Source organism: Chamaesiphon sp. VAR_48_metabat_403 (assembly GCF_031422475.1).
Classification (GTDB): domain Bacteria; phylum Cyanobacteriota; class Cyanobacteriia; order Cyanobacteriales; family Chamaesiphonaceae; genus Chamaesiphon.
In genome coordinates, this window is the sequence record NZ_JANPLS010000417.1 from 1 (window position 1) to 25,325 (window position 25,325).

Annotated in this window: 22 protein-coding genes; 14 read left to right on the forward strand and 8 right to left on the reverse strand. The window is 42.9% G+C overall.

Annotated elements, in window-relative coordinates; genetic code table 11:
- The coding region (locus tag RMO79_RS19825) for an NACHT domain-containing protein (protein WP_310484994.1) at positions 1–3,794 on the reverse strand (3,794 nt) is incomplete at its 3' end.
- Positions 3,795–4,223: 429 nt separating this feature from the next.
- Here RMO79_RS19825 and RMO79_RS19830 point away from each other — a divergent pair.
- On the forward strand, positions 4,224–4,499 hold the full coding sequence (locus tag RMO79_RS19830; RefSeq protein ID WP_310484995.1) for a hypothetical protein: 276 nt from the start codon (positions 4,224–4,226) through the stop codon (positions 4,497–4,499).
- Between the two features lie 121 nt (positions 4,500–4,620).
- Here RMO79_RS19830 and RMO79_RS19835 read toward each other — a convergent pair whose 3' ends face one another.
- The gene (locus tag RMO79_RS19835) at positions 4,621–5,616 is read right to left on the reverse strand and encodes a phosphoribulokinase (RefSeq protein WP_310484996.1); all 996 of its coding nucleotides are present in this window, start codon (positions 5,614–5,616) and stop codon (positions 4,621–4,623) included.
- 430 nt (positions 5,617–6,046) lie between these two features.
- Here RMO79_RS19835 and RMO79_RS19840 point away from each other — a divergent pair, with 430 nt between their 5' ends.
- The 4 genes from RMO79_RS19840 to RMO79_RS19855 all read left to right on the forward strand — a co-directional run bounded on the left by RMO79_RS19840 (position 6,047) and on the right by RMO79_RS19855 (position 9,404).
- Positions 6,047–6,205: a hypothetical protein gene (locus RMO79_RS19840; RefSeq protein WP_310484997.1), complete on the forward strand. Its 159-nt coding sequence runs from the start codon at positions 6,047–6,049 to the stop codon at positions 6,203–6,205.
- 57 nt (positions 6,206–6,262) lie between these two features.
- On the forward strand, positions 6,263–7,477 hold the full coding sequence (gene petH, locus RMO79_RS19845) for a ferredoxin--NADP reductase (protein ID WP_310484998.1): 1,215 nt from the start codon (positions 6,263–6,265) through the stop codon (positions 7,475–7,477).
- A 201-nt stretch (positions 7,478–7,678) separates the two neighbouring features.
- Complete coding sequence (gene trxA / locus RMO79_RS19850) at positions 7,679–8,002, forward strand: thioredoxin (RefSeq protein ID WP_295616965.1); 324 nt, start codon at positions 7,679–7,681, stop codon at positions 8,000–8,002.
- Between the two features lie 352 nt (positions 8,003–8,354).
- A complete protein-coding gene (locus RMO79_RS19855; protein ID WP_310484999.1) occupies positions 8,355–9,404 on the forward strand; it encodes an LOG family protein in 1,050 nt (349 codons plus the stop codon).
- Positions 9,405–9,546: 142 nt separating this feature from the next.
- Here RMO79_RS19855 and RMO79_RS19860 read toward each other — a convergent pair whose 3' ends face one another.
- The 3 genes from RMO79_RS19860 to RMO79_RS19870 all read right to left on the reverse strand — a co-directional run bounded on the left by RMO79_RS19860 (position 9,547) and on the right by RMO79_RS19870 (position 12,677).
- The gene (locus RMO79_RS19860; protein WP_310485000.1) at positions 9,547–10,446 is read right to left on the reverse strand and encodes a CoA-binding protein; all 900 of its coding nucleotides are present in this window, start codon (positions 10,444–10,446) and stop codon (positions 9,547–9,549) included.
- A 125-nt stretch (positions 10,447–10,571) separates the two neighbouring features.
- Positions 10,572–11,678 carry an ATP-grasp domain-containing protein gene (locus tag RMO79_RS19865; protein ID WP_310485001.1) on the reverse strand — a complete coding sequence of 369 codons (1,107 nt, stop codon included), beginning with the start codon at positions 11,676–11,678 and terminating at the stop codon, positions 10,572–10,574.
- Positions 11,679–11,843: 165 nt separating this feature from the next.
- Positions 11,844–12,677, reverse strand: a complete 834-nt coding sequence (locus RMO79_RS19870; protein ID WP_310485002.1) for a hypothetical protein — start codon at positions 12,675–12,677, stop codon at positions 11,844–11,846.
- Positions 12,678–12,857: 180 nt separating this feature from the next.
- Between RMO79_RS19870 and RMO79_RS19875 the strand changes: the two genes are divergently transcribed.
- From RMO79_RS19875 to RMO79_RS19890, 4 genes are read left to right on the forward strand one after another with little or no spacing between them, the layout of a single operon-like run.
- Positions 12,858–13,289, forward strand: a complete 432-nt coding sequence (locus RMO79_RS19875) for a hypothetical protein (RefSeq protein WP_310485003.1) — start codon at positions 12,858–12,860, stop codon at positions 13,287–13,289.
- Between the two features lie 41 nt (positions 13,290–13,330).
- Entirely contained in the window at positions 13,331–14,104 is a 774-nt protein-coding gene (rfbF, locus tag RMO79_RS19880; protein ID WP_310485004.1) for a glucose-1-phosphate cytidylyltransferase, read from the forward strand.
- Positions 14,105–14,140: 36 nt separating this feature from the next.
- A complete protein-coding gene (locus RMO79_RS19885) occupies positions 14,141–15,223 on the forward strand; it encodes a GDP-mannose 4,6-dehydratase (protein WP_310485005.1) in 1,083 nt (360 codons plus the stop codon).
- 15 nt (positions 15,224–15,238) lie between these two features.
- Positions 15,239–16,477, forward strand: coding sequence for a class I SAM-dependent methyltransferase (locus RMO79_RS19890; protein WP_310485006.1), 1,239 nt, complete (start codon positions 15,239–15,241; stop codon positions 16,475–16,477).
- A 70-nt stretch (positions 16,478–16,547) separates the two neighbouring features.
- Here RMO79_RS19890 and RMO79_RS19895 read toward each other — a convergent pair whose 3' ends face one another.
- The gene (locus RMO79_RS19895) at positions 16,548–16,817 is read right to left on the reverse strand and encodes a hypothetical protein (RefSeq protein WP_310485007.1); all 270 of its coding nucleotides are present in this window, start codon (positions 16,815–16,817) and stop codon (positions 16,548–16,550) included.
- Positions 16,818–16,878: 61 nt separating this feature from the next.
- Here RMO79_RS19895 and rfbC point away from each other — a divergent pair, with 61 nt between their 5' ends.
- From rfbC to RMO79_RS19920, 5 genes are all read left to right on the forward strand, one after another.
- Positions 16,879–17,409, forward strand: a complete 531-nt coding sequence (rfbC, locus tag RMO79_RS19900; protein ID WP_310485008.1) for a dTDP-4-dehydrorhamnose 3,5-epimerase — start codon at positions 16,879–16,881, stop codon at positions 17,407–17,409.
- 48 nt (positions 17,410–17,457) lie between these two features.
- Complete coding sequence (locus RMO79_RS19905; RefSeq protein ID WP_310485009.1) at positions 17,458–18,588, forward strand: DegT/DnrJ/EryC1/StrS aminotransferase family protein; 1,131 nt, start codon at positions 17,458–17,460, stop codon at positions 18,586–18,588.
- A 2-nt stretch (positions 18,589–18,590) separates the two neighbouring features.
- Complete coding sequence (locus RMO79_RS19910) at positions 18,591–19,241, forward strand: GNAT family N-acetyltransferase (protein ID WP_310485010.1); 651 nt, start codon at positions 18,591–18,593, stop codon at positions 19,239–19,241.
- A 9-nt stretch (positions 19,242–19,250) separates the two neighbouring features.
- Complete coding sequence (locus RMO79_RS19915; RefSeq protein WP_310485011.1) at positions 19,251–20,027, forward strand: CmcI family methyltransferase; 777 nt, start codon at positions 19,251–19,253, stop codon at positions 20,025–20,027.
- Positions 20,028–20,168: 141 nt separating this feature from the next.
- Positions 20,169–23,864 (forward strand): glycosyltransferase, encoded by a 3,696-nt coding sequence (locus RMO79_RS19920; RefSeq protein ID WP_310485012.1) that lies wholly within the window; start codon positions 20,169–20,171, stop codon positions 23,862–23,864.
- On the opposite strand, the gene RMO79_RS19925 is transcribed toward RMO79_RS19920, so the two are convergent.
- Together RMO79_RS19925 and RMO79_RS19930 are read right to left on the reverse strand one after the other, a co-directional pair.
- Positions 23,856–24,479 carry a hypothetical protein gene (locus tag RMO79_RS19925; protein WP_310485013.1) on the reverse strand — a complete coding sequence of 208 codons (624 nt, stop codon included), beginning with the start codon at positions 24,477–24,479 and terminating at the stop codon, positions 23,856–23,858. The two genes, RMO79_RS19920 and RMO79_RS19925, sit on opposite strands and share 9 nt — an antisense overlap.
- Complete coding sequence (locus RMO79_RS19930) at positions 24,472–25,041, reverse strand: Npun_F5560 family protein (RefSeq protein ID WP_310485014.1); 570 nt, start codon at positions 25,039–25,041, stop codon at positions 24,472–24,474. The genes RMO79_RS19925 and RMO79_RS19930 overlap by 8 nt, the downstream gene beginning before the upstream one ends.
- Positions 25,042–25,325 lie beyond the last annotated feature (284 nt).

A 25,325-nucleotide genomic window follows, 5' to 3' on the forward strand; every position in this document is an offset into this window, starting at 1 on the left:
TACAGGAATTGCCCATCTGCACTCAAGGAAATCGTATGCACCAAACCTTGATAATCTGCAAGGATACGCCGACAACTGCCATCAGCGAGATCCCACTCCTTAATTATCACGCCGCTAAACAACGCTCCATTACTACTGCTAGCATAGAGAAATCGCCCATCCCCACTTATGGCGATCTCATCCACAAAACTTTGGTCACTCTCAAAAGTAAGCCGACAACTGCCATCGGTGAGATCCCATTCCTCTATTGTCCCACTATTCCTACTAGCATAGAGAGATCTCCCATCACCACTTATAACAAGCCCTCTCACAAAACTTTGATAATTCTCAAAAATAAGCCAACAACTGCCATCGGTGAGATCCCACTCCTTAATTGTTACGCCACCGCCAAAAATCGACCCATAGCTGCCGCCAGCATAGAGGAATTGCCCATCCCTACTTAGGGCAATCGCATCCACGCAACCTTGATGACCCTCAAAAGTGCGCTGACAACTGCCATCAAAGAGATCCCACTCCTTAATTATTCCATCATCGCTACCAGCATATAGAGATCGCCCATCCCCACTTATGGCGATCGCATTCACAGAACTTTGATGACTCTTAAAAGTGCGCCAACAACAACCATCAAAGAGATTCCACTCCTTAATTATTCCATTACCACTACCTATAAGCGTTCCATCGCCACTGCCAGAATACAGGAATTGCCCATCCCCACTCAGCGCAATCTTCACAGAACTTTGATGACTCTCAAAAGTGCGCCGACAACTACCATCGACAAGATCCCACTCCTCGATCGCCCTATCGCCACCAGAATAGAGGAATTGTCCATTCCCACTCAGCGCGATTCCACTCTTAGTAGTTTGATAACTCTCAAAAGTGCGCCGACAAATACCATCGGTGAGATCCCATTCCTTAATTGTCCCCTCGCCGCCGCTAGAATAAAGGAATTGCCCATCCCCACTCATGACAATCCCAAACACAAAACTTTGGTCACTCTCAAAAGTACGCCGACAACTGCCATCGGTGAGATCCCACTCCTTAATTGTCCCATCGCCGCTGCCAGAATAAAGGAATTGCCCATCCCTACTTATGACGATCTCACTCACGAAACCTTTATGACTCTCAAAAGTGCGCCGACAACTGCCATCGACGAGATCCCACTCCTCGATCGCTTCTTTGCCGCCAGCATAGAGAAATTTTCCATCCCCACTTAGCGCGATCGCATCCACCACGCAAACGTTCTCGCTATCAACCTCAAAAGTGCGCTGACAAGTGCCATCAGTGGGATCCCACTCCTTAACCACATGGCCACCAGAATACAGTCTTTGCCCATCCCCACTCAGAGCGAGTACTTTTACCGTATTTTGATGTCCCAGCAACCACTTTAACTCTCTACCACTAGCTCGATCCCAGATTCTTATGGTGTTATCACTATGAGCGGTGATAAATTGCCGATTGTCCTTACTCATAATGATGTCATTAAGCGTTCCAAATACCCTCTTTGTCAAGCAATTCTCTAAGTTTGCCCCATTGAGATTGGTACCCTTCAACTCTGCATTTACAAAGTTGGCATAGGCTAAATTAGTACCACTCAAATCTTGGTATTCCAGTGCATTAGAGTCCAATTCCACCAATATTGTCGCGGCATTCCCACCGGAATATTCAGCATCAGTCAGCTTCGTCTGCCGAATCAGATCCAACAGTAGATTTGGTTCTCGGTATTTTATCTCCAAAGTTAGCGCAGGTACCAGCAGCTCGAGGATAGCTTTAGTCAAAGGACTTCTGCCAAAAGTACCCCGCAACTTCTCCAGCGGCTCCGGTTTGAATCCAGCTAAAGGGGCAATTAATTCTCGCTCGCCCTTATAATTTACCTCCCGCCGCCAATAACTCGACCAAGTATAAAACTCTGGCGTTAAACTCTCATCAATCCCCGATTGATTCTGCGCCATCTCCAGAAAATCATCCGCCAACAAACCCAGCTCCGCCGCGAACTTATAAGCAACAAAAAACTCCAACAAAGATCGATGTGCCGGACTATAATCCCCATCATCATTCCGAATCAACATCGTCTGCCCCATCATGTCATAATGCCAATGATCCAGATGCTTCTTCGACTCCACCTCCTTACCAAATAACAACTTCAACCTATCGGGAAACTCACGATAATTCAGCGTCATCCGATCCTCACTCAACATTTTCCACGCCAACTCACACAAGAAATAGAGCTTATCCGCCAACGATGTAAACGTCCGCCCCGTCGTAATATCCCGCTCCATCTTGTGCCGCACAGCATAGAGATACACCCGCGCTAGATCGATCTTTTTCCCCGCCTCAATCTCTGGCAAAGCCTCTAACACAAATTCCGCCAACACCGCTCGTCGCAACAGATCCAGCAATTGCGAATTTGCCATCACCAGTTCCACCGTCGCCGCAGCCTTCGTCCGCCGCGATAATACCTCCCGAATCTGCTCGTCATCGAACTTCATCAATTCTAAAGTCTCAAACTTCGGAGCTACCGCGATTTTATTCGTATTAGAAGGTAAGCATTTCCCCTCAAAATTATTGCGCTCATCCTCCCCCTTCGGGAAATGCTCTGTGCGGCAAGTCAAAATTACCTTCGCATTCGGCGTAACTACCTTCGCCAACTCCCAGAAATGATCCGCCACTTTCTGAGGAGTGTTTCTATCCGCCATCTCATCAAAACCATCAAAAATCAGCAACAGTTTCCCCATTTGGTTCAGCCTGTCGAAAACAGCATGATTCATCTTGATGTTGTGTTCACTAAAGAAAAACCCTGCCATCACATTCGTAACGTCTGGCGATTTGGCATAATTTCGTAGTCGAATGACCAATGGCAAACGCGGGCGTGGCAGACCTTCTTCTTTGGCAATTTGATAAGCTTGGAGACATTTCCATGCATAGTGTAAGGTAAACCAAGTCTTGCCCGTACCAAACTCACCCAAAATCGAAACATGCTTTGCCACGGGATTTGCTAACCACTGATTTATGTATCGATCGATTCCACCTTCAGCCCGAGCGTAAATACTCGGATTCCGCATAGTGTTAGTTATCGGATTTAATTCTCCTTTTTTGCAATACAATGGGACATAAAATTTCTCGATTTCTTTAATCTCTTTCTCCAACCACCCAAAATATGATGAAAAATCAGCACTTCGATCAATCAACTGGTCAAATGTCAGACAAGTTAATTTTCGATCCGATTCAATTAGTGCTTGATGAACAGCTTGACTTACCCGCCAACTAGTGATCGACAAACCCTGATCAGCTTTGTATTGTGCTACAGCTTTTTTAAAATCATCCAGATCCCCCAAAACCGTCTCATGAATGATGGTTCGGACTAACACTCGATCGTGTCCAGCCCATTGCATTGGTAAATGAATAATCCACTCGACATAATTTCCATCTCTTTTGGGCAACCCTTCCGCCGTAAAATCCAACGCCACAAACCAATCAAAGATCTGTTGACTAAAAATATCTAGTTCTGTAGATGCAGATCGATCGACTTGTAAATTTGAGCTTACTATTGCTTTTGATGCAGTGCTTTCAGATAGATCGACGATCTCCTGCCACTCGATGCCCATTGCGTCACAAATAGCTACAAAATTCTCATGTTTAATTGGCTGCCGCTTGTGAAATCTCTCCAACGTAGACTTATTAATTTCCAGAGGCCAAGGCGAGTTTTTGCCGGAAGCTGTTTTATTCCAACCTTTGAGATTTCGGGCTTGCTCGAATATCTTCAGTCCGGCCTCTGATGCTGATAAACTGGCTGCCATTTTGACGATCTTCAACAACTGCTCAATTGTACCTCAGATTTTCTTCAGTTTTTCTAGTGAAGCAAAATTGAGAAAATGAGGTGAAATATTGGGGGAATCGTAGGATTTATTTCAGATTGATTACTGACTAAGATTGACAAATCAATAATCAACTACTCTAAAGGAGTTAAGCAAAATGAGTCAGATAGATAAAAACCGTAAAATTATGCGCTCGAATCGCAAGATATTACGCCGTGCAGTTAAATTTTTCAATGTAATAATGGCGGTTGCTGCAATCGTGAAAACTATCAATACTATTATTAGTACGTTCTTTCGTGATTGAGATGCTGTTTGAACTGAAAGCGATCGAGATGTACTCGATCGCTTTCAAGCCTTTTGGCTCGACATCAGAATCAGAATAGATATAATGAGGAAGTATGTAAAATATGTATGAAACTAGTTGGTAAGGTCAAAATGAAAGCAGAAGAACGCATTCAAGAAATACTCGAACATCTGACAATCGATAAAATAGCGATCGCCGACGAACACCAATACAAAATTACTCAATCCGAACTCGATCGATTTGAGCGACAATTAGCTGCCGTAGATCGTGAAGACCCAAATTTGCATCCGCGATTAATTTTGGGGCGGATCAATAACTTTCAGAGAACTATCGATCGTCTCAAACAAGAACTTGTAGAATACGATCGACACAAAATGTCCTAATTTGTCCTCAATAGTCACAAAAAAGCCTCAATAGTCACAAAAAAGAGCGAGTAAAAACTACGCTCTATGGTAAATATGTCGATCGATTCTTCGATCGCCCTAGTGGGATTATTCGATAAGGTTAGACTTTAGCAGGTACTTTAGCTTCGGCAACTAACAGTTCGTAAGTCGCTCTCATTTTTAGACCGACCATGACTTGGAATAAACCAGTACCATTGTTAGAACCTGGGTATTCGCGGTGTTGGAGCAGCAGGCTAGTCATTTCGCCTTTGTGCTTGGTGGAAATATTGCTCAAGTGGCTTTCGATATAGCTGACTTGTTCTAGGTTACCCAACTGACCGTCGAGTTCGAGTACCGATACGGGGTTACCGTAGTATGTATCTGGCCCGTAGAACATTTTAATGCCTGGGTACTCACAAGTGAGTTTCCGACCGCAAGGTCTCCAGTGAATGGTGGAACCTTCGTCGAATAGGTAGACAGGATCGAAGTCAGATACGCCTTCACGCTGCATTAAGCGTACGCGTAGCAGCTTGCTTTCTTTATCATTGACAAGCTGAGTGGGTAAGACTTGAATTACTACATCAGCGTGACCGCGTTGAGGCTCGATGTAGGCTTCAAAGTCGGGACGGCGAGATTCGATCGCAGCTAAGACATCATCGTAGCTGTGTCCGCGTTCTGCCATATCGCGTTGAATTTTCCAAGCGATTTTGACATCATCGGTGATATCTAGGTAAACGCTAAAGTCGATCAATCCTCTGACTCTCTCATCGTAGAGTGGATGTAATCCTTCAATTACGATGACATGGTTGGGTTCAATTTTTTCTGGTGGGTCGATCAAGCCAGTCTCATGGTTATAGATGGGTTTGTCGATCGTTTGACCGCTTTTGAGAGCTTTAATTTGCTCGTACATCAGGTCGAAATTATTCGCACGCGGATCGAGTGCTGTAACTTTTTGCTCTTTCCGCTGGTAGCGATCGAGGCTGTGGTAGTCATCCAAACAGATTACTGTCACGAAATCTTCCCCAAACAAGTCGATAATCCGTTGTAAAAACGTTGACTTACCGCAGCCGGAATCTCCAGCAACGCCAATTATCACCACGCGATCCACCTTACTCATAGCTATCCTCTTATATCGAAATTTTTTGTAAGTGTTTAGTTCTAGTTCTTTGAATTAAAATTTTACCTCAATCCGTCATCCCGATTAAAGTAGATGCAGACAAAGTTTGCGCTCTTAGAGCGACGCGACGGGATAATTAGGTTTGGTCGCTACTGGTGCGATTGTCGCTCGAATTGGGCGAAGATCGCGCTCGGCACTGCCAAGAATCTTACACAAATGTAAAATTTACCACTGTTGCTACCATTAAATTAATTATTTCTAGCGCGGTTAAATCGCAGGGATTGGAGACATAAAACTGTACTCAGCAGTCATTATACCTCGACTGGGGCAATTCTATACCAAATATTAAGGGCGCAATCGATCGAGATGAATGACATAGTTCGACATCGCTGGCTACTCAAAAATCTGCACGATCGTCAGATTCGCTCTTGTGCAATGGGACTGCGCTACGGTATTCTGGCTGGGATATGTTTATATAGCGCGTGCTGGAGAGCATCCTAGTTTCGTGCTAGGAGATATTGCCCGTTACTGCCGATTCAGTGCCCGATCGGAGGCTCAATCGGCGAAGATGTCAATGGGTGATATCTGAAGTAAGTAGAGTTATAATGACACCTATTATTTGGGGTTTCGGAGATATAAATTAGCAATGTACAATCCAAGTCTAAGCGGTAGTGCTGGTAATTCAGCAGCCAACAATCGTCTGTTTATTTATGAAGTTATCGGTCTGAGCAATCGTCAGTCTGCCGATAGTGTCAATGGTAATGTCCGCCGCAGCGGTAGTGAATTTATTACCGTACCTTACCAACGGATGAACCAAGAAATGCGTCGGATTGCCAATTTAGGCGGCAAAATTCTGAGCATTCGTCCGTTTGGAGCTAACTCGCAGCCAATGGCGATCGAAAGTAGCGAATCTGTACCCCAAGCGCAGCCTCAAGCTACAGCAGCACCCGCAGCTACACCCAAGAAACATGCAGATGTTCCCGTTAATATCTACCGTCCGAATGCACCGTTTGTTGGTAAATGTGTCTCTAACGATGGACTGCTAGCTGAAGGCGGCATCGGCATGGTGCAGCATGTGAAATTTGACATCTCTACTGGAGATTTACGATATTTTGAAGGTCAAAGTATCGGCATCATCCCCCCTGGTAAAGATAATAAAGGTAAAAATCACAAAATCCGGTTGTACTCGATCGCTAGCACTCGCCACGGTGATAATGTCGATGACAAAACTGTCTCTTTGTGCGTTCGCAAACTAGAGTATAAAGACGAAAAAACCGGACAAGAAGTTGAAGGCGTATGCTCGACCTTCTTGTGTAACATCAAACCGGGCGATGACGTGCAAATTACTGGTCCCACCGGGAAAGAAATGTTGCTGCCTGAAGATCCCGATGCTAACGTCATCATGATGGCAACTGGGACGGGAATCGCGCCGTTCCGCGCTTACCTATGGCGAATGTTTAAAGACAACGAGCGTCACGCCAACCCCGACTATCGCTTTAACGGTTTAGCTTGGTTGGTATTTGGAGTCGCAACAACTCCCAACATCTTATATAAAGGCGAACTTGAAGAAATTCAGGAAAGATATCCCGATAACTTCAAACTCACCTATGCTGTGAGTCGGGAACAGAAAAATGCCGAGGGTGGCAAGATGTACATCCAAGACCGCATTGCCGAAAACGCCGACCAACTCTGGTCGCTGATTCAGCAAGAGAAAACGCATGTATATATCTGCGGACTCAAAGGCATGGAAACAGGCATTGATGCAGCATTGACGACTGCGGCAATTAAATCTGATGTCAAATGGGCAGAATACCGCTCTCAAATGAAACGAGCTGGTCGTTGGCACGTTGAGACTTACTAAGCGGTAATCGGTGGCTGGTAGCTAGTCAACAAATGTTTACAGTTTGGCTGACAATCCGAGCAGTCAACTGTTGACAATGGTTGAGGATGAATCGATCGCAACTCGCGATCGACAACTACCTCCGACTAGATACTAGCCATCATTCAATTATGGTAAAATTGCATACACATCGAGCAAACTTAGGTAAACAGGATTGGAGCCATGTCGTCAGCAGTAGAAGTTACAGACGGTTCTTTTAAAGAGGATGTCCTTGATAGTGAGATTCCAGTACTAGTAGATTTTTGGGCACCTTGGTGCGGCCCTTGCAGAATGGTCGGCCCTGTGGTAGATGAAATCGCAGCGCAGTATGAAGGAAAAATTAAAGTATATAAGCTCAACACTGACAATAATCCTAATGTTGCCAGTCAATATGGCATTCGGAGCATTCCGACGCTAATGATTTTTAAAGGCGGTCAAAAAGTCGATACAGTTGTCGGAGCAGTCCCCAAAGCAACTTTGTCCAATACCGTAGAGAAATATCTCTAAAAAAATTTCATCCGCGACGACAATATGGATGAAATGTGCGATCGACAATAGCTGAAAATTTTCGCAAAAGAGTCGGATTTCTCGATCGCAGTTGTGAAAGCAACCACAATACAATTATTTTCCCCACGCGAACATTCGCAATCGCCAGTAACGCAAAGTGGGAAAATCTCAGTTTTCAAGGTAAGATCTTCAGTCCAGATACTTGCTCGATTAAAGAGCGTCTTTAGCTAATTTTAGCTAGAGACGCTTTTCATTGGTCTAGGTTTTAGGCTTTAGGCTTTAGGTTTTAGTTGATAGTGGATGGATTTGGGAACGATCCGCCACACACCCCACACACCCCACACCCCAATTTATGGATGTGCTATCCGACCTCAAAAATAGCCTGTCAGCCACGATCGATCGCTTGCCGACGATGGCAAATGGTAAATGGATTCAGCGTGCGCTGGAGACGATTTTACGGCTGTCTGAGACAGAGATCGATAGGTTGGATTGGAAAATTCTCAGTGCCTCGATCGAAGATATGGAACGCGCCTTTGAAACCTTCCATCCCTATCGGCATATTCGTAAAGTTGCAGTCTTCGGCTCGGCACGCATTAGCGAGACAACACCAGAATATCAACTGGCGCAGGATTTCGCACAGCTAATTGCCCAGCAAGGATTTATGACAATTACTGGTGGCGGTGGCGGGATTATGGCGGCGGCAAATGCCGGAGCGGGTGCCGAAAATTCCTTTGGTTTAAATATCGAGTTGCCCTTCGAGCAAGGGGCGAATAAATATATATCGGGAGATCCCAAATCGATCGCGTTTAAATATTTTTTCACACGCAAGTTATTTTTCTTGCGAGAAAGTGATGCCGTCGTATTGTTTCCAGGCGGATTTGGTACCCAAGATGAGGCTCTAGAGACGCTGACATTGTGCCAAACCGGGCGATATGGCCCCGTACCGCTGGTACTAGTCGATCGACCTGGCGGTACGTATTGGCGCGATTGGGATAGTTATTTACGTAAGAACTTAGCAGCAACTGGGCTGATTAGTGCGACGGATTTTGAATTGTACACGATTACCGATGATGTGCGGTTAGCCGCAGAATTAATTCGGAATTTTTATCGAGTTTATCATTCCAGTCGTTATGTCGGCGATCGATTTGCAATCCGGTTGAAAGTACCTATTTGCGATCGCGATTTAGAGCTGCTCAATCGTGAGTTTGGCGATTTAGTGGCTAGTGGCGAAATCGTCCAAACTACCGCGTTAGCTGAGGAATTAGATGAAGTCACCGCCGATTTACCCCGACTGGTATTCAAATTCGATCGGCGCGATTTTGGTCGCTTGTATCAACTGCTGGGCAAAATTAATTGCATGGGTGGCGATGATTGTTTAGATACTCATCCTGAATCTAAGTAACGCAGGTTTTTTATCGTTTTTAAGTGTGGGGGGTGTGGGGAGGGTGGGAAGTGTACGGGGTATAAAGAGTGTGGAGAGTAGATCGTTTGGAACGGCGTTCCTCTTAACTTCTGCCCCATCTTCCCACCCTTCCCACATTCCCTTACCCCTTACTCCCTAATTTCTTGAGCAAACTGGGAATTTGACCGATTTTTTTGGCGACGGGAATTTTAGCGCGTTTGTAAGTTTCGATCCGTTGTTGGATCGTATCGGCATTGTGAATCGGTTTGGAGAGCGTATGACTGAGAACGATCGCGGCATCGGTGAGGGGGTGGGGCGTACTGGCATGAATTCCGGCTAAGTAAGCGACTACAGGTTTGCCTTGTTGGGCGAGGAGATATGCTGCCGTAGCAGCTTCTGAATCCCAGCAAATATCGCCGACAAGCACGATCGATTCGGTAAAAGGGTCTGATTGCAGCCATTCTAGCCAGAGGCGGCAGGAGGAGCCAACGAGAGGATCGCTCCCGATATGAATGACGATCGATTGACCGAAATTGGCTTGATTTAATTCGCTGGCAATTTCGGCTGTCAAACTCTGATTGCGGCTGATAATTGCAACTCTACCCGGACTAAATAGCTGTGGTTGATAGATACCGAGCAACAATCGATCGGGAATGATAATTCCTGCACTACCAGAGCCGAGAATTAGCGTATTGCTGATACTTGCCTGTCGCAGCAAGCGAATCATATCTAGTGGGGGTAAACCTCTAGTAATAATTACAATCTGGGGAATACCTGCGGCAATGGCTTCGAGAGCGGCATCTAGTACCTGGTAAGCAGACACAAAAATTAAACTAGTCTCGATCGGTCCTAATGCTGATTGTGCTTGTTCTACCAAATCGAACATCGGCAGATCGCCGAGCTGTTCTCCCCCGTGTCCCGCGCTGACAATCCCCACAATTTTAGTACCATAAGTTTGCATCCGACCGATCGCAGCCAAAGCTAGTGGATTGTCCACTCCTTGAATTAAGACACGGCTATCTAGTTGGAGATCGATCGTCATAGGAGGTGGGAGGTGGGAGGTGGGAGCGGGGAGGTGGGAGGTGGGAGCGGGGAGATGGGAGTAAGGAGTAATATTCTTCTAGAGCCTAAAGCCTAAAGCCTAAAACCTAAAACCTAAAACCTAAATTACTGCTTAGCGATCGCTAAAGTTTGAGCGATGGCGCGATCGAAATTGGTTACGAGTTTAATTGATAATGGGAGTAGCCCTGCCAGCCTGTCGCGATCTTGTTCTAGCACTCGCCAAATCGTCGCCAGATTGGGGCAGCGGGGGAAATATTGCATTACTTGTTGGCAACTATCGATTTCACTCCCGACAAAATTAACTAATAAAACATCGACATCGGGTGTTGAAGGTTGCCGCTCGCGGTGAGAATTCGTGCTGATGCGATCGAGTGCGATCTGGATTTCTGCCCGACAAGCCGGATCGACAACAATACATTGAGCGACTTGACCCCCCCCTTGCGCGATGCCATCGAGCATGGCTAGAGCTAATCCATTGCCGCTACAGAGGATACTGATATTCCCAACACTCGTAAATAATGGTGATAATGCCCCTAATCGATTGCGTGCGACATCGACAACCTGCCACGGTTTGAGGTTAGGATGTCTGCCGACAGCATAATGATTGACACTAATTTTGCCATCTAGTGCCATCACCGCACCATTGCGATCGATACCTAACGGATTGATCTCTACCAAGTCTAAATCTTGAGCGCGCATCAACATGTACATTTTCTCGACAATCTCGCTGACAGCCAGCATCAGATCGCCCTGTAGTCCCATTTTCAATGCCAATCGCCGCGCGTAAAAAGAGGAAAATTCTTCGTAGACGACAACCTGCTGAATTTGATTGAGAATGGCATTAATATTCATCCCACCATCAGTAGAACCGAGTAATACCGGACGACAAGCCAATCTATCGATCACGATCGCTAGATAAAATTCCTGGCTAGTGTTGTATTTAGCCTCGGCTAATAGTACCTGAGGATACTCGCCCAAAATCGGTAGATTAAAGATCGTGCGTGCTGCGGCGATCGCATCGATGGTATTTTCGACAAATCTAATCCCCCCAGCTTTACCCCGATTGCCGACGCTCACCTGCGATTTTAAAACGATCGGATACGGAATCCGTAACGCTTTGAGATCTGTCGGTCGATCGATCCGTTGAGACGGTAGCACCGGGATGCCTACCTCTCGGAACAATTCTTTAGCTTGGTACTCTAATAAATCCATGTAGCGGCGGATGGGGGATAGGGGATTGCGGATCTGCGTCTAGCCGATCGATCGAGGATAGCTATAACTCTTGGCTGTTGGTAGAAATTGTGGTTGGTTTTAGCGATCGCTAGATTATATTAATCGCCATGTTCGCAGAAATCAGGCATAAATTAATACTATCCACTAATCTTTAGCTGGTGCTTCGACCTTAAATTCTCCTGTAGGACTAATTGTAACCTTACCACCAGTTGCTTGGATGCCAGCGATCGCTCGTTTGATGACAAAATCATCGATCGCGGCATTCAGCACCATATTCCAAGCATCGAATTGAGCTTGTTTGCTATTGGGGTTGCGAGCCAGATAATTGGCAGTATTCTGGGAAAGTCGAGCGACATTTTGACCTTCTTCAGTGTCGTACTGGCTTGCCCAGTTTGCGGCATTTTGCATTGAATTGCGAGCATCTGGTACCCTACCTAGAAATAGTAACTCATCTACTGCCTTGAGTCGCCAAATAAAGTAACCGCGATCGGGCACTTTTGGCGATAGAGATTTCAAGCTGCGACTCATCAGAGCGACCGATCTTTCTGGTTGTCCGGCATAAATGGAGCCAGCATTCGATAGATAATAATAAGCCTCAAGGAACCGGGGGTCGCGATCGAGAATCGCATCAAAATATTCCATTGCCGATGCGTATCCAGCTTTCTGGCGCACCTCATCCCCAAAATATTGCATAAAGTTAATAAAATGCCAGTTCGCCACTAGATTCCTAAATCCAAATGTTGGTAATTGCTTCGAGATCGAAAGTTGGGATTGAGCTTTAGCTTCTTCTTGCTGGAGCGCAGCCTTGCTCAGATTATTACCCTGCTGCTTAATTGCGGCTAATTGTGGCGTTTGTAGATAAATGATGACGGAAAACGCGCCCAAAATACCTCCGAGTTGTCCGCATAGTGCTGGCGATACCCCAGCTAATTTTGCTCTAAATTTATCCCAACCGGAACCTGGTATAGATACTGACATTAAATTAAACCTCCTGCAAAAGTGAAAAAACGATCGTGTTGACTGCTATCCCCGATTCCTTCTCCCCTAACTTCGATCGAACATGATAGTTAATCGCCGAAAATTGGTAACTTAAAGAAATAGCTCTAGTCTGACTCAGACCCAAAGCCACAGATTTAATCATTAGGAGTAGTACCAAACATGGAAAAAAGTAAATTGACCAAAATTATCGTACTTGCCTCTGGAGGGGCGTTTCTGGCTTCGAGCGTCATGGGACTGAGCGGGCTGATCGGTAGTTCGATCGATCGACCGACAGCCACGGAAAATGCCACCCAATCTCAGAATGCCCAAGTTCAAGCCGCAGAGAAAGGTTTTTTGACAGTTTTAAAAAGAGAACCTAAGAATCAAACTGCACTACGCGGAATCGGTGAGATTGTAACTTTTCGGATGCAGCAAGGCGATGTCCAAGGTACCAAAGCCTTACTTGAAGAACTCGTCAGAATCGATCCCACCAAAAAAGAGTACAAAGAATTTCTCGATGCTGTAAATAAACAGATTGCCGACACTAAAAAAGTGGGTACTCTAAAACCAACCGAGCCAACGCAACCAACTCAGCCATCGAAGTCTAAGTAGTTGCTGGTAAAGGGTTTATTCATTACCCCTCAACTTTGTCTATGAAAGTCGTTCTCTTAGCGGGTGGTTTAGGCACGCGTCTGACTGAAGAAACTGAAATTCGCCCCAAACCAATGGTCGAAATTGGCGGTCGTCCGATCCTCTGGCATATCATGAAACACTATGCCCACTACGGATTTCAAGAGTTTTTTGTAGCATTGGGCTATAAAGGCGAATATATCAAACGCTATTTTATGGATTACTACACCCTGAATGGGAGTATGACGCTAGATCTAGCCACTGGCTTGGTTCAGCCCCAAGCCAAAGAATGTGAAGACTGGAAACTCCATTTGATCGATACTGGAGTCCAAACCAATACTGGGGGACGACTCAAACGCCTAGAATCCTATTTGGGTGACGAAACATTCGCGATTACTTATGGCGATGGGGTGAGTAATATCGATCTTCAGCGATTGCTAGAATTTCACAAATCGCACGGTAAATGGGTGACAGTGAGTGCAGTACGTCCGCCAGCAAGATTTGGGGGATTAGTCATCGAAGGCGATTTAGTCGCTAACTTCACCGAAAAGCCGCAAGCAGGTGAAGGGTGGATTAATGGTGGTTTCCTGATTATGGAACCTCAAGTTTTTAAGTATTTAAACAACGATAGTGCGGGGTTAGAAGTCGAATTATTAGAACGGTTAGCGGCTGACGGACAGTTAGCGGCTTATCGTCACTACGATTTTTGGCAATGTATGGATACCCTCCGCGATAAGTACCATCTGGAAAGTTTTTGGCAAAGTGGCAATCCTCCCTGGAAAGTTTGGGAATACTAAACATGTGGGTTGCGATCTTATGCAAATAGATGAGTTATGAGTCAAAGTAATAATTTTTGGGACAATCGACCGACATTAGTCACTGGTGCGACAGGTTTGCTGGGTGGCTGGTTGGTAAAACGGTTATTAAGGTTGGGTGCAGATGTCGTCTGCGTCATTCGCGATACAGTTCCGCAGTCGGAACTAATTCGCTCCGGATCGATCGATCGTGTCAAAGTAGTACGCGGCGATGTGTGCGATCGAGTCTTCCTCGAACGTGTCTTAGGCGAGTATGAAATCAATACAGTAATGCACCTAGCAGCCCAGACAATTGTGGGTATTGCCAATCGGAACCCAATTTCGACTTTCGAGACAAATATCGCTGGTACGTGGCAAATGCTCGAAGCCTGTCGCCATAGTCCGAGTGTCAAGCAAATTGTGATGGCATCATCAGATAAAGCTTACGGTGACTGCGATACGCTTCCATACGTGGAAACTACCCCTCTCCAAGGTTTACACCCCTACGATGTCAGTAAATCTTGTGCCGACTTAATCTCGCAAGCTTACGGACATACTTATAAATTACCCGTTGCCATTACCCGTTGCGGTAACTTCTACGGTGGCGGCGACTTAAATTGGAATCGAATTATTCCCGGTACGATTCGATCGATCTTACAAGGCGAAGCTCCCATAGTTCGATCGGATGGTAGTTATATTCGCGACTATATTTATTGCGAAGATGGTGCGGCGGCATATACACTACTTGCCGAGCAATTAGCCAGCAATTCAAGTTTATATGGACAAGCTTTTAATTTTTCTAACGAGACTCAAGTTACAGTTTTAGATTTAGTATCTCAAATTATCGAGATGATGGGATCGGAATTAAGTCCGATCGTGCAAAATCAAGCTAGTAATGAAATTCAACATCAATTCTTGGATGCTACTAAAGCCAAAGAAATTTTAAATTGGTCGCCTGACTTTACACTCGATCGTGGCTTAGAACAGACAATTATCTGGTATGAGAACTTTCTCGATTCTCAACAGCAGATGCGAAATAAATCTCGATCGACATTAAATTATACAGATTTTGAGACATTGCCATTATCCGAACTAGCCATTCAACAAACCGCCCACAACTAGCAATATTAATGATTAATGAGCAATCATAACTGCCGTTTTTGCAAACACCCACTTCAGTATACATTTGTCGATTTAGGAGGATCGCCAATTTCTAATGATTTTTTAAATCTCGAACAATTAGACAAATCTGAAAAATTTTATCCATTGCATACCTATGTATGCGATCGATGTTTCCTAGTTCAATTACCTGAAGTAGAATCACGAGAGCATATTTTTGGCGATGGTGATTATGCTTACTTCTCCTCATATTCTGAGAGTTGGCTCAAACATTGTCAAAACTATACACAGTTAATGGTGGAAAGATTTGGATTCGATCGATCGAGCCAAATTATCGAAATTGCTAGTAACGACGGGTATTTATTACAGTATTTTCAACAGCAGAATATTCCGGTATTAGGCATCGAACCAGCCTCGAATGTCGCCGCAGTTGCCGAAGCCAAAGGTATTCCCACGCTGACTAAATTCTTTGGAGTGCAAACAGCGACAGAATTAGTCGCACTAGGTAAGCGCGCAGATTTGTTGTTAGGTAATAATGTCCTCGCTCACGTACCAGATCTCAATGATTTTGTAGCCGGGATGAAATTGATACTCAAACCAGAGGGAATTATTACGATCGAATTTCCTCACTTATTACAATTAATCGCTCAAAATCAGTTCGATACCATTTATCACGAACATTTTTCTTACTTTTCTTTCCTCACTGTCGAGAAAGTATTCGCCGCACATGGCTTAACTTTATTCGATGTTGAAGAATTACCAACACATGGTGGATCTTTGAGAATATATGGCAAACATGCCGAAAATACCCAGCAGCCAGTTACCGAACGAGTAACCGAATTAAAAGCAAAAGAAATTGCAGCTCATCTCGATAAGATCGATACATATTTAGACTTTACCGAACGAGTCGAAAGTATCAAACGTCAACTACTAGCATTTCTAATTCAGGCTAAAATCGAAGGTAAATCGGTGGTTGGATATGGCGCGCCAGCCAAAGGCAATACCTTATTAAATTACTGCGGCGTGCGGACAGATTTTATCGATTATACAGTCGATCGTAGCCCACATAAACAGGGACTATTTTTACCTGGTACCCATATCCCGATTTATAGTCCCGATCGAATTGCCGAAACTAAACCAGATTATTTACTAATTCTACCTTGGAATCTCAAATCTGAGATCGTCGAACAAATGGCACATATTCGAGACTGGGGTGGTAAATTTGTCGTCCCAATTCCCCTGCTAGAGGTCATTTGAAAATAAATCTCGTGTCATGCTGCGTTTAGTATGAAGGATTCTTACAACCTCAATGCAATCGTCAAGACTTTCAGGAGAGATTTTGTTGATGCTGCAATAAAACCTGAGCTTTAATTTCATCCAGGCTCAAGGTGGAAAACTCACCTTTTTCTGCTCGATCTGCTCCGATAGCCACTTCTTTGCGTATCCACTCGATTATTTCTGGAGAGTCATCACGCTCCATTTCGGATTCTACCATGTGCGCTAGGGCAACCTCGATCGCCTGAGCGGGGTCGCGATAGCCCAATGACATCATCCGTTGAAGTAGTTGGTCGGCGTAAAGTGTGAGGGAGACTTGCATCGTAATGATTTTTTAAACAGCTCTCGTCTTTATTATCCTATTTTTTTGATAATTTAGTTATATGAAATTCACCCCAACCAAAATTCCTGGTGCGTACCTAATCGAAATCGAACCCATCACCGATGAGCGCGGCTTCTTTGCTCGGAGCTTTTGTGCCGATGAATTTCAACAACACGGATTAAATACCAACTTTGCTCAATGTAATGTTTCCTTTACTGCTCGACAGGGAACAATAAGAGGAATGCACTATCAAGTAGCTCCTGACACAGAAACTAAATTAGTTCGCTGTACAAGAGGTGCTATCTATGATGTCATTCTAGATTTACGCCCCGAATCTCCTACTTTTAAACAGTGGGTAGCTACGGAACTAACTGCTGACAATTATCAGATGTTTTATATCCCTCCCGGCTGCGCTCATGGCTTACAAACCTTAGTAGATGATACGGAAGTATTTTACCAAATGGCGGGTGTCTACAACGCTGATTCGGCTAGAGGTGTGCGGTGGAACGATCCGGCTTTTGGAATTAAAATGCCTTTACCTGTGAGTGTTATTCACGATCGCGACCATGAATATCCAGATTGTATGATTTAGTAGATAGATTCCATACAAATTTATTATTTTTAATTCTAATTTAGCGTTATGCAAAAGATACCTGTTTTCCAACCATTAATAGAACAAGAAGAAATAGCCGCGAGTACCAAATCACTAGAATTAGGTTGGCTGGGAATGGGAAGCTACGTCGGTGAATTTGAAGATGCAGTCAAAAAGTTTTTAAACATATCAGATCGTTATGTCGCTGCTGTCAGTACTGGACACGCGGCATTACATTTAGGACTGATGATTGCTGGAGTAGGCGTAGGAGATGAAGTAATAACACCATCTTTTAATAATATTGCTGATTTTCAAGCCATTCTTGCTACTGGGGCAGAACCAGTGTTTTGTGATATTGACAAGCAAACACTTTGTATAGACTTAGATAAAGCAGAACAATTAATTACTACAAAAACTAAGGCAATTATTATCATGGATTATGATTGCGTTCTCTGCGATCATTCCCGTGTTGCCGAATTAGCTCACAAATATAATATACGAATCATTCATGATGCGGCTCATTCATTTGGATCTAAATATAAAGACCAAATGATTGGAAGCTTTTCTGATATTTGTATGTTTAGTTTCGATCCAGTAAAAACAATAACTTGTATAGATGGTGGTATAATAATTGTTCGTACAGAAGAAGAGTTAAATGCGATACATGAAATGAGGTTGATAGGTATGGGACAACCTTCATCCGTAATGTATCAAAATCAAAGAGCCTGGACTTATGATGTTAAAAGAATAGGCTTTAGATATCACATGGCAAATCTTCATGCTGCTATCGGACTAGCTCAAATAGCTAAAATGAGTCGAATTTCTGATAATCGTGCAGCTTATGGTATTTACTATAATCAAGCCCTAAGTCAAATTCCTCAAGTAAAGGTGCCACAAACGGATTTTTCAGATATCACCCCTTTTCTCTACTATATTCGAGTACCAGAAAAAGATAGAGATGCTCTTAGAGCTTATCTTTTAGAACGAGGAGTAGACACAGGAATTCATTGGCAACCCGGACATTTATTTACATTATTCAAAGATTTCCGAAGAGGTGATTTATCTGTAACGGAAGAAATTGTTAAAGAAATATTTTCATTGCCGCTTCACTCCTGCATGTCTATAGAGACATTAGATAAAATCATAAACATTATATCTTCTTATTTTCAGGAAAAGTAGAAATGACAAATTCATCTAAAGGTAAAATAATAGTTTCTACACTAAAAGATAATGCTGGTTTGTCAAGATCGGAAATATGTATCCCTGTCGGAGAACCAGTAAGATGTTTACTGAGACCTGTTGCAACTCACCCAAACTTATTAAATCAAAATGATATTAGTAATTTAACTGTATGGCGTAATCGCTTTGTAAATTCATTCTTAACTGAATTTACTGCAACAGAACAACGTACTGCAAATTGGTTGACTGAAGTAGTTCGGTACAATGAAAGTAAAATTCTATTTATGCTTGACGATTTGCAAGGAACATCATTTGGATATATGGGGTTAGATTTTATAGATTGGAATAATAGATATGGGGAAGCAGATGCAATTGTTAGAGGAGGAGATGCTACTCATGGAACGATGAAGATCGCATTGCAAACTCTCATTAATTGGTCTCAAAATTATTTGGGTTTATTAGACATAGGCGTTAGAGTTCGATCTGACAACACAGCTTTAAAATTTTATCAAAAAGCTGGATTTCATGAACTGCATCGCATTCCACTAGAGCGTAATCATCAACTATCTATAACAAATTGGATTGAAAACAAGTCAATCACTGGAACTATTAGCTTAGTTCATATGAGATATCGTAAATTAGTAACCGATTAAATTATTATTATGCAGTCAATCAAGATCGATTTAGAAAACAATGAAGTTGTTGTAGAAGAAGATCGAGTTAACTCTGTTTACAAGATCGGCACTCCAGAGGCATTTAATATTCTTTCTCAGGCATGGCTGCGCTGTGGTTGGGATAACAAATATGTTTATACTTTTAGCTGGATGGGTAGACCAATTATTCAGTTACCAGAAGATATCGTTCGTACCCAAGAAGTTATTTACAAAATCGAGCCAGATGTCATTATCGAAACGGGCATAGCACACGGTGGCTCTCTCATTCTTTATGCTAGCTTATGTAAAGCAATGGGGCGGGGAAAAATAATTGGTATTGACATCGAAATTAGATCGCACAATCGTGCGGCAATTGAGGAGCATAACTTATTTGAATATATTACCCTTGTCGAAGGAAGTTCCGTAGATACTAATATAGTATCTCATGTAAAATCATTAATCAAACCTACTGATAAAGTTTTAATTATCTTAGATTCAAACCATAGTAGAGAACATGTTTTAGCAGAACTAAATGCTTATGCAGAGTTGGTGTCTCTAGGATCTTATATTGTTGCAACTGATGGCATCATGAAAGATTTAGTATCTGCACCGCGATCTCAAGCAGATTGGGATACCAATAATCCTTATCATGCAGCTCAGGATTTCTTAGGCACTCATCCTGAATTCAAATTAGAGCAGCCAGAATGGGCATTTAATGAAAGTAACGGTTTGTCTGAAAACGTAACCTATTGGCCAGGAGCTTGGTTGCAGCGTATTAAAATGTAATAATATTATATTTTAATTGTCGATATCTATCGATCGAGAATTACTTTCATAGAATTATAACTAGATAAATTTAGTTGTAATTCATATCATCTAATTAACCATCCACTAGTTATTATATTCTTTGTACCCCCTAAAATCTCTATGTCAAAACAACCATTTCTAACAATAGGTATACCTATTTATAATGGAGAGCGATATATAAGAGAATCACTTGATTCGATTATCAGCCAAGACTATTCAAATCTTGAAATAATTATCTCAGACAACTGCTCTACAGATAAAACAAAAGATATTTGTTTAGAATATGCCGATAGAGATAGCCGCATTAAATATTACGAACAAGAGACAAATCTAGGGGCTACTGCTAATTTTAATTTCATTTTAAAGCTAGCAACAGGTACTTTTTTTACTTGGGCTGCTTATGATGATTATCTGGCAACTAGCTATGTTCGTAAGTGCATTGAAAAGATGCAGCAACATCCTACGGCAATTGGTTGTTGTAGTGAGATTAATTTTGTTAATGAAGATGGGACAATTAGAACAGCATGGACACAAAGCTATTCTAATATTGACTCATTAGATAAAAATGTAGTGGGGCGGGTACGAGAACTGACTAATAAAGTTGGATGGTACGCCATTTATAGTATCTTTAAAACTGATGTTCTACGACAGACGAGTTTATGTCAATCTCGATATGCAGATGATGTTTTGCTATTGTTAGAATTATTGCTACTTGGTGAAATCGTCAAAGTTCCTGAATATCTATTTTATTATCGCGTTCCTACTATCGATCGAACGCCAGAAGATTATATTAGAATTTTCACCTTAGATACTAATACAATCGATGAGATTCGTCGTGGTTCTTTTACATACATAGCCAAACAAGTATTAAATACTGTCTATAATAGCAGTATTTCAATTCAAGATAAACATCGAATTAAGGCTGATTTTATTAAAACGCTCACTTACCATAATCAAGATTGGTTAAGTCGAATTGCTAACGAACAAAAGTGGACAGATATCGATCTAATCGATACAAAGATTCAGAAATTATTAGAATCTACGATCGTTTCAGATAAAGTAGCCAAATCGATCGCGGAAAACCCACCTCTAAAACCTACTAAAACTTTAGTATTTTTCCCGCACAATCCATATCCATCGAGTACTGGTGCTCATCGTCGATGCTTGGAGATGTTAGCAGGATTGAGAGATTTAGGTTGCGAGATCGTACTCTTTAGCTCTAACTTATACACAGATCGAGAATGGACTCAATCTAGTGTAGATATTTTAAAGTCTAAATATGGCATCGATACATTTATTTATCAAGCGACAGAAACTGACGCTCGATATTTAGAAGCTTGTCGCGCTCGATCGCAACCAGGTAAAATGAACTGGGATTATTTTAATGCCCCAGGATTGGTAGATAGCTTTAAACAGATATTTCGTCAAATCGAACCCAATTTAGTTGTGGTGAGCTATTCACTATGGGGAAGATTGGTAAGTGGGAAAGAGTTTGACTCTGTAGTTAAAGTAATAGATACGATCGATCTTTTTACATTAACAATGCAGATGTTCCAGATTTTGACTCCCCATTTTAGTCAACAATCGATCGATCCTTTGGCAATCGCACCAGAAGTTACTAACGAAGCTTTTTTTGCTAATCTTAATATCTGTCCCGAACAGACAGAGTATGATATCTGCAATTTATATGATTATACACTTGCGATTTCTCAAAAAGAAGGCGATTTACTAAAACAACATACACGGGATACTAAAAACTTGTATGTGCCAATGACTGTCACAGTACCTGACACTAGCAATTCTTATACTAAATCTCCATTATTTGTCATTAGCGGTAATTGCTTTAATCTTCAAGGCGCAAGCTACTTTGTTAAAAAAGTATTACCACTAATATCTACAAGTATCCATGATTTTAAATTACAGGTAGTGGGTGCTGGTGGTGATAGATTAACAAATATTCCAGAATTAGATATCTGTGGATTTGTTGAAGACTTATCATCTTTATATGCCCACAGTGGATTTGCTATTTGTCCTCTAATTGGCGGTACCGGGCAACAAGTTAAAATTGTTGAAGCAATGGCACATGGCTTACCAGTTGTTGCTTTAATTAATGTTGCCGAAACATCGCCGATCGAACATGGTATTAATGGTTTTATTGCGAGTAATGCTGAAGAATTTGCTAAATACACAATTTTGTTATGGAACGATCGGAATTTGTGCAAGCAAATGGGTGAAGCTGCACGCAAAACAATGGCAGAAAATTTCTCGGCATCTTCGCTAGTAGCTAATCTTCAAGAAATTGTCGTAACCGCTAGTCAATTAGAATGGAAAACTCCTCAGCCCCAAATTGCGATCGATGCTGTCTTTTTCCAACTATATAGTACTGGCATCGCCCGTGTCTGGAAATCTTTACTGCAAGAATGGGCTAATAATGGTTTCGCCGAACATCTAATTATTTTAGATCGGGCAGGCACCGCACCTAAAATTCCGGGTATTAAATACCATCATATATCTGCTTACGATTATGCAAATACTGATGCCGATCGCATCATGCTTCAGAATATTTGTGAAGAACTAGGCGTAGAGTTGTTTATCTCTTCCTACTATACAACTCCGCTGACTACACCGTCAGTATTCATGACTTATGACATGATTCCCGAAGTAATGGGTTGGAATTTAAGCCAACCAATGTGGCAAGAAAAATTGCTGGGCATTCAACATGCTTCTGCATATATAACCATCTCCGAATATACTGCCAGCGATTTGGTAGAATGTTATCCAGATATCGATCCACAATCGATTACTGTCGCTCATTGTGGCGTTAGCAGTATCTTTACACCAGCTCAACCGCAAGATATTGCGACATTTAAAGCTAAATATGGAATTACGAAACCCTATTTTATCTTAGTTGGTGCTGCTGCTGGCTATAAAAATAGTCAGCTATTTTTCCAAGCTTTCGATCGACTCTTTAATAGTCACGGATTCGATATTATTTGTACTGGTAATAGTGGCATACTAGATGCTGACTTTAGAACATTTACAGTGGGTAGTTCCGTTCATATGCTGCAACTCAGCGATGAAGAATTGGCAATAGCCTATTCTTCATCGATGGCATTAATTTATCCTTCTAAATATGAAGGGTTTGGAATGCCCATTATTGAGGCAATGGCTTCTGGATGTCCGGTAATTACGTGTCCGAATGCTTCAATCCCGGAAGTTGCTGATGAGGCAGCTATTTATGTATTTGATGAGGATATCGATGGCATGGCAGAAGCTTTGTGCGAGGTGCAAAAGCCGCAAGTAAGAGCAGCTTCGATTGCCGCAGGTTTAGAACGGGTAAAACAATTTTCCTGGGCTAAAATGGCCGATACCATTCAATCTGTTTTAATCGATCGAACTTTAACTCATCTCCAATTAAGTGAAGCTAATCTAATTATCTTCCCAGATTGGTCTCAGAGTGAAGAGGAATTGGGTGAAGAGATTGCCAGTGTTTGTTATAACTTAGCTCAAAGTTCGGAATTTAACCGACCGACGTTATTAATCGATACTACTAATGCTGAAGATATCGAATCTGCAAATATGTTGGTGTCTGGAATTGCCATGAATCTAATGATGGCTGCTGACTTGGATATTACCGAATATCTAGAGATTGCGCTGACTGGAAAAATATCGCCAATTCAATGGCAAGCACTGTTGCCTAAACTCCAAGGGCGAATTAAATTAGAGCTAGAAGATGCGATCGCAGTTGAGTCATCTTGTGCCAATCTTATTAGTGAAATTCAGCTATCTGAATCGTCTAATTTTGCCCTAGTCTAATTTGCTGGTATTTACGATCGATTGTCCGGTAATACACCGCCAATGACAGTCGAATAAATCTGGTTGCTGCACGCCGATACTGGCTAGTGCGGGGATAGCGGGAAAGGGGAATAATCGATCGAAGATAATCCCCGTTTCACCTTGGCTAAATTGGACTAGATAAGTTGCTGGTGGTGCGGTAAGTTGGGTGAGTAATTGACAGCCAAACTCATAGATTGCTTCGAGATCGAAATCGCTCAAATCGACTGGTTGCTGGTGATTACCTTCACTTTCGCCAATAACATCCCGATAAATTGGGTCTTGCGCCGTCCAAATTATTGGCAACCACAAGTTTCCACCTTCGCCGACTTTTACCCCGGTTGTCGTGGCGGCTAGGTCGCGCAGCCGATCGATATCTTGGCAAGATCTACCGATCGATTGCCCCCAAAACTCGAATGTTGGGGGTACGGCTAATGTCATCGGGCAATAAATCGCCCTGGGACTGGCAACTGCGGGTAATTCAGCGACAGTCACAAATTGAACCGACTCGACAATTTCGCCGATCGAGCGTAACATTGCAACACCTAATCTTTGACTTTCTGGGGTATCGTCCAGAATCACCACCGTTTTAGGCATGACTGAGGGCAGTCAACTGTTGTGGCGATTGCTGTTGGTTAATATTTGGTAAGTCTAATTTGAGATCGGGTGTCGATTGTTGAAGCTGAATGCCTTTAGTCGCCAGTCGATCTGTCACTGCAATTAAGTTCGCTTGTAGTTGGCGATTTTCACTTTGCAATGCCATAATTTTGGTCTTAATCGGTGCTAATCGCTCGGCAAATTTTTGGGTGTAAACTTTGGGCAATTCTCGAATTACTTGCTCTAGCATTTGGCTGCGTTCGCTGAGTTCGCGAATGGTTTGGCGCAGTTGCTGAATTTCTAAGTCCCGACGCTGGAGTTGATCTTGATAAAAATGTACCTGTCGTTCGACTCCTTGCAGTTGTTCGCGCAGTAAGCGTACTTCCGCTCGATAATCTCCTGCTACCTCTGGTCTGGGTGCATAGGGGGTGTTATCTTTGACTAGCCGAAATAATTCTTGGGACAATTGCCGCACGAGCTGGTCGCGGATGTTCAGTTCTTCACGAAACCGAGCGACTTCGGCTTTGAGAGTCGAGATATTAGTGGGTTGAGTTTTGTTCACGAGGTATCGCCACATTTAGGTTACGTTGACAGATGTTCGCAGTTTTGCGTTTTAGCGCGATCTCATTGCAAGCTTTGTAGCTTTAATAGCGGTCGAGGTTGCTAACCATTCACAATTCTGGATTGTCTGCCAACATGTCGGTTATGGAAATACCATGACTGTATCAGTTTGTTCGTTTCGTCGCAACAGCTAACAGGGGAGGGAAACCCAACCACAGTCAGATTAAATTTAGGACTGTGGTTGGTTGAGCTTGATGGGCTTACCCCGCCTTTATCAAGGTGGGG

What these genes read in the sequence shown, in the direction of transcription:
- RMO79_RS19830 (WP_310484995.1), top strand. Translation starts at nt 4,224, where the DNA reads ATGAAACTAGTTGGTAAGGTCAAAATGAAAGCAGAAGAACGCATTCAA.
- RMO79_RS19835 (WP_310484996.1), bottom strand. Translation starts at nt 5,616, where the DNA reads ATGAGTAAGGTGGATCGCGTGGTGATAATTGGCGTTGCTGGAGATTCC.
- petH (WP_310484998.1), top strand. Translation starts at nt 6,263, where the DNA reads ATGTACAATCCAAGTCTAAGCGGTAGTGCTGGTAATTCAGCAGCCAAC.
- trxA (WP_295616965.1), top strand. Translation starts at nt 7,679, where the DNA reads ATGTCGTCAGCAGTAGAAGTTACAGACGGTTCTTTTAAAGAGGATGTC.
- RMO79_RS19855 (WP_310484999.1), top strand. Translation starts at nt 8,355, where the DNA reads ATGGATGTGCTATCCGACCTCAAAAATAGCCTGTCAGCCACGATCGAT.
- RMO79_RS19860 (WP_310485000.1), bottom strand. Translation starts at nt 10,446, where the DNA reads ATGACGATCGATCTCCAACTAGATAGCCGTGTCTTAATTCAAGGAGTG.
- RMO79_RS19865 (WP_310485001.1), bottom strand. Translation starts at nt 11,678, where the DNA reads ATGGATTTATTAGAGTACCAAGCTAAAGAATTGTTCCGAGAGGTAGGC.
- RMO79_RS19870 (WP_310485002.1), bottom strand. Translation starts at nt 12,677, where the DNA reads ATGTCAGTATCTATACCAGGTTCCGGTTGGGATAAATTTAGAGCAAAA.
- RMO79_RS19875 (WP_310485003.1), top strand. Translation starts at nt 12,858, where the DNA reads ATGGAAAAAAGTAAATTGACCAAAATTATCGTACTTGCCTCTGGAGGG.
- rfbF (WP_310485004.1), top strand. Translation starts at nt 13,331, where the DNA reads ATGAAAGTCGTTCTCTTAGCGGGTGGTTTAGGCACGCGTCTGACTGAA.
- RMO79_RS19885 (WP_310485005.1), top strand. Translation starts at nt 14,141, where the DNA reads ATGAGTCAAAGTAATAATTTTTGGGACAATCGACCGACATTAGTCACT.
- RMO79_RS19890 (WP_310485006.1), top strand. Translation starts at nt 15,239, where the DNA reads ATGAGCAATCATAACTGCCGTTTTTGCAAACACCCACTTCAGTATACA.
- RMO79_RS19895 (WP_310485007.1), bottom strand. Translation starts at nt 16,817, where the DNA reads ATGCAAGTCTCCCTCACACTTTACGCCGACCAACTACTTCAACGGATG.
- rfbC (WP_310485008.1), top strand. Translation starts at nt 16,879, where the DNA reads ATGAAATTCACCCCAACCAAAATTCCTGGTGCGTACCTAATCGAAATC.
- RMO79_RS19905 (WP_310485009.1), top strand. Translation starts at nt 17,458, where the DNA reads ATGCAAAAGATACCTGTTTTCCAACCATTAATAGAACAAGAAGAAATA.
- RMO79_RS19910 (WP_310485010.1), top strand. Translation starts at nt 18,591, where the DNA reads ATGACAAATTCATCTAAAGGTAAAATAATAGTTTCTACACTAAAAGAT.
- RMO79_RS19915 (WP_310485011.1), top strand. Translation starts at nt 19,251, where the DNA reads ATGCAGTCAATCAAGATCGATTTAGAAAACAATGAAGTTGTTGTAGAA.
- RMO79_RS19920 (WP_310485012.1), top strand. Translation starts at nt 20,169, where the DNA reads ATGTCAAAACAACCATTTCTAACAATAGGTATACCTATTTATAATGGA.
- RMO79_RS19925 (WP_310485013.1), bottom strand. Translation starts at nt 24,479, where the DNA reads ATGCCTAAAACGGTGGTGATTCTGGACGATACCCCAGAAAGTCAAAGA.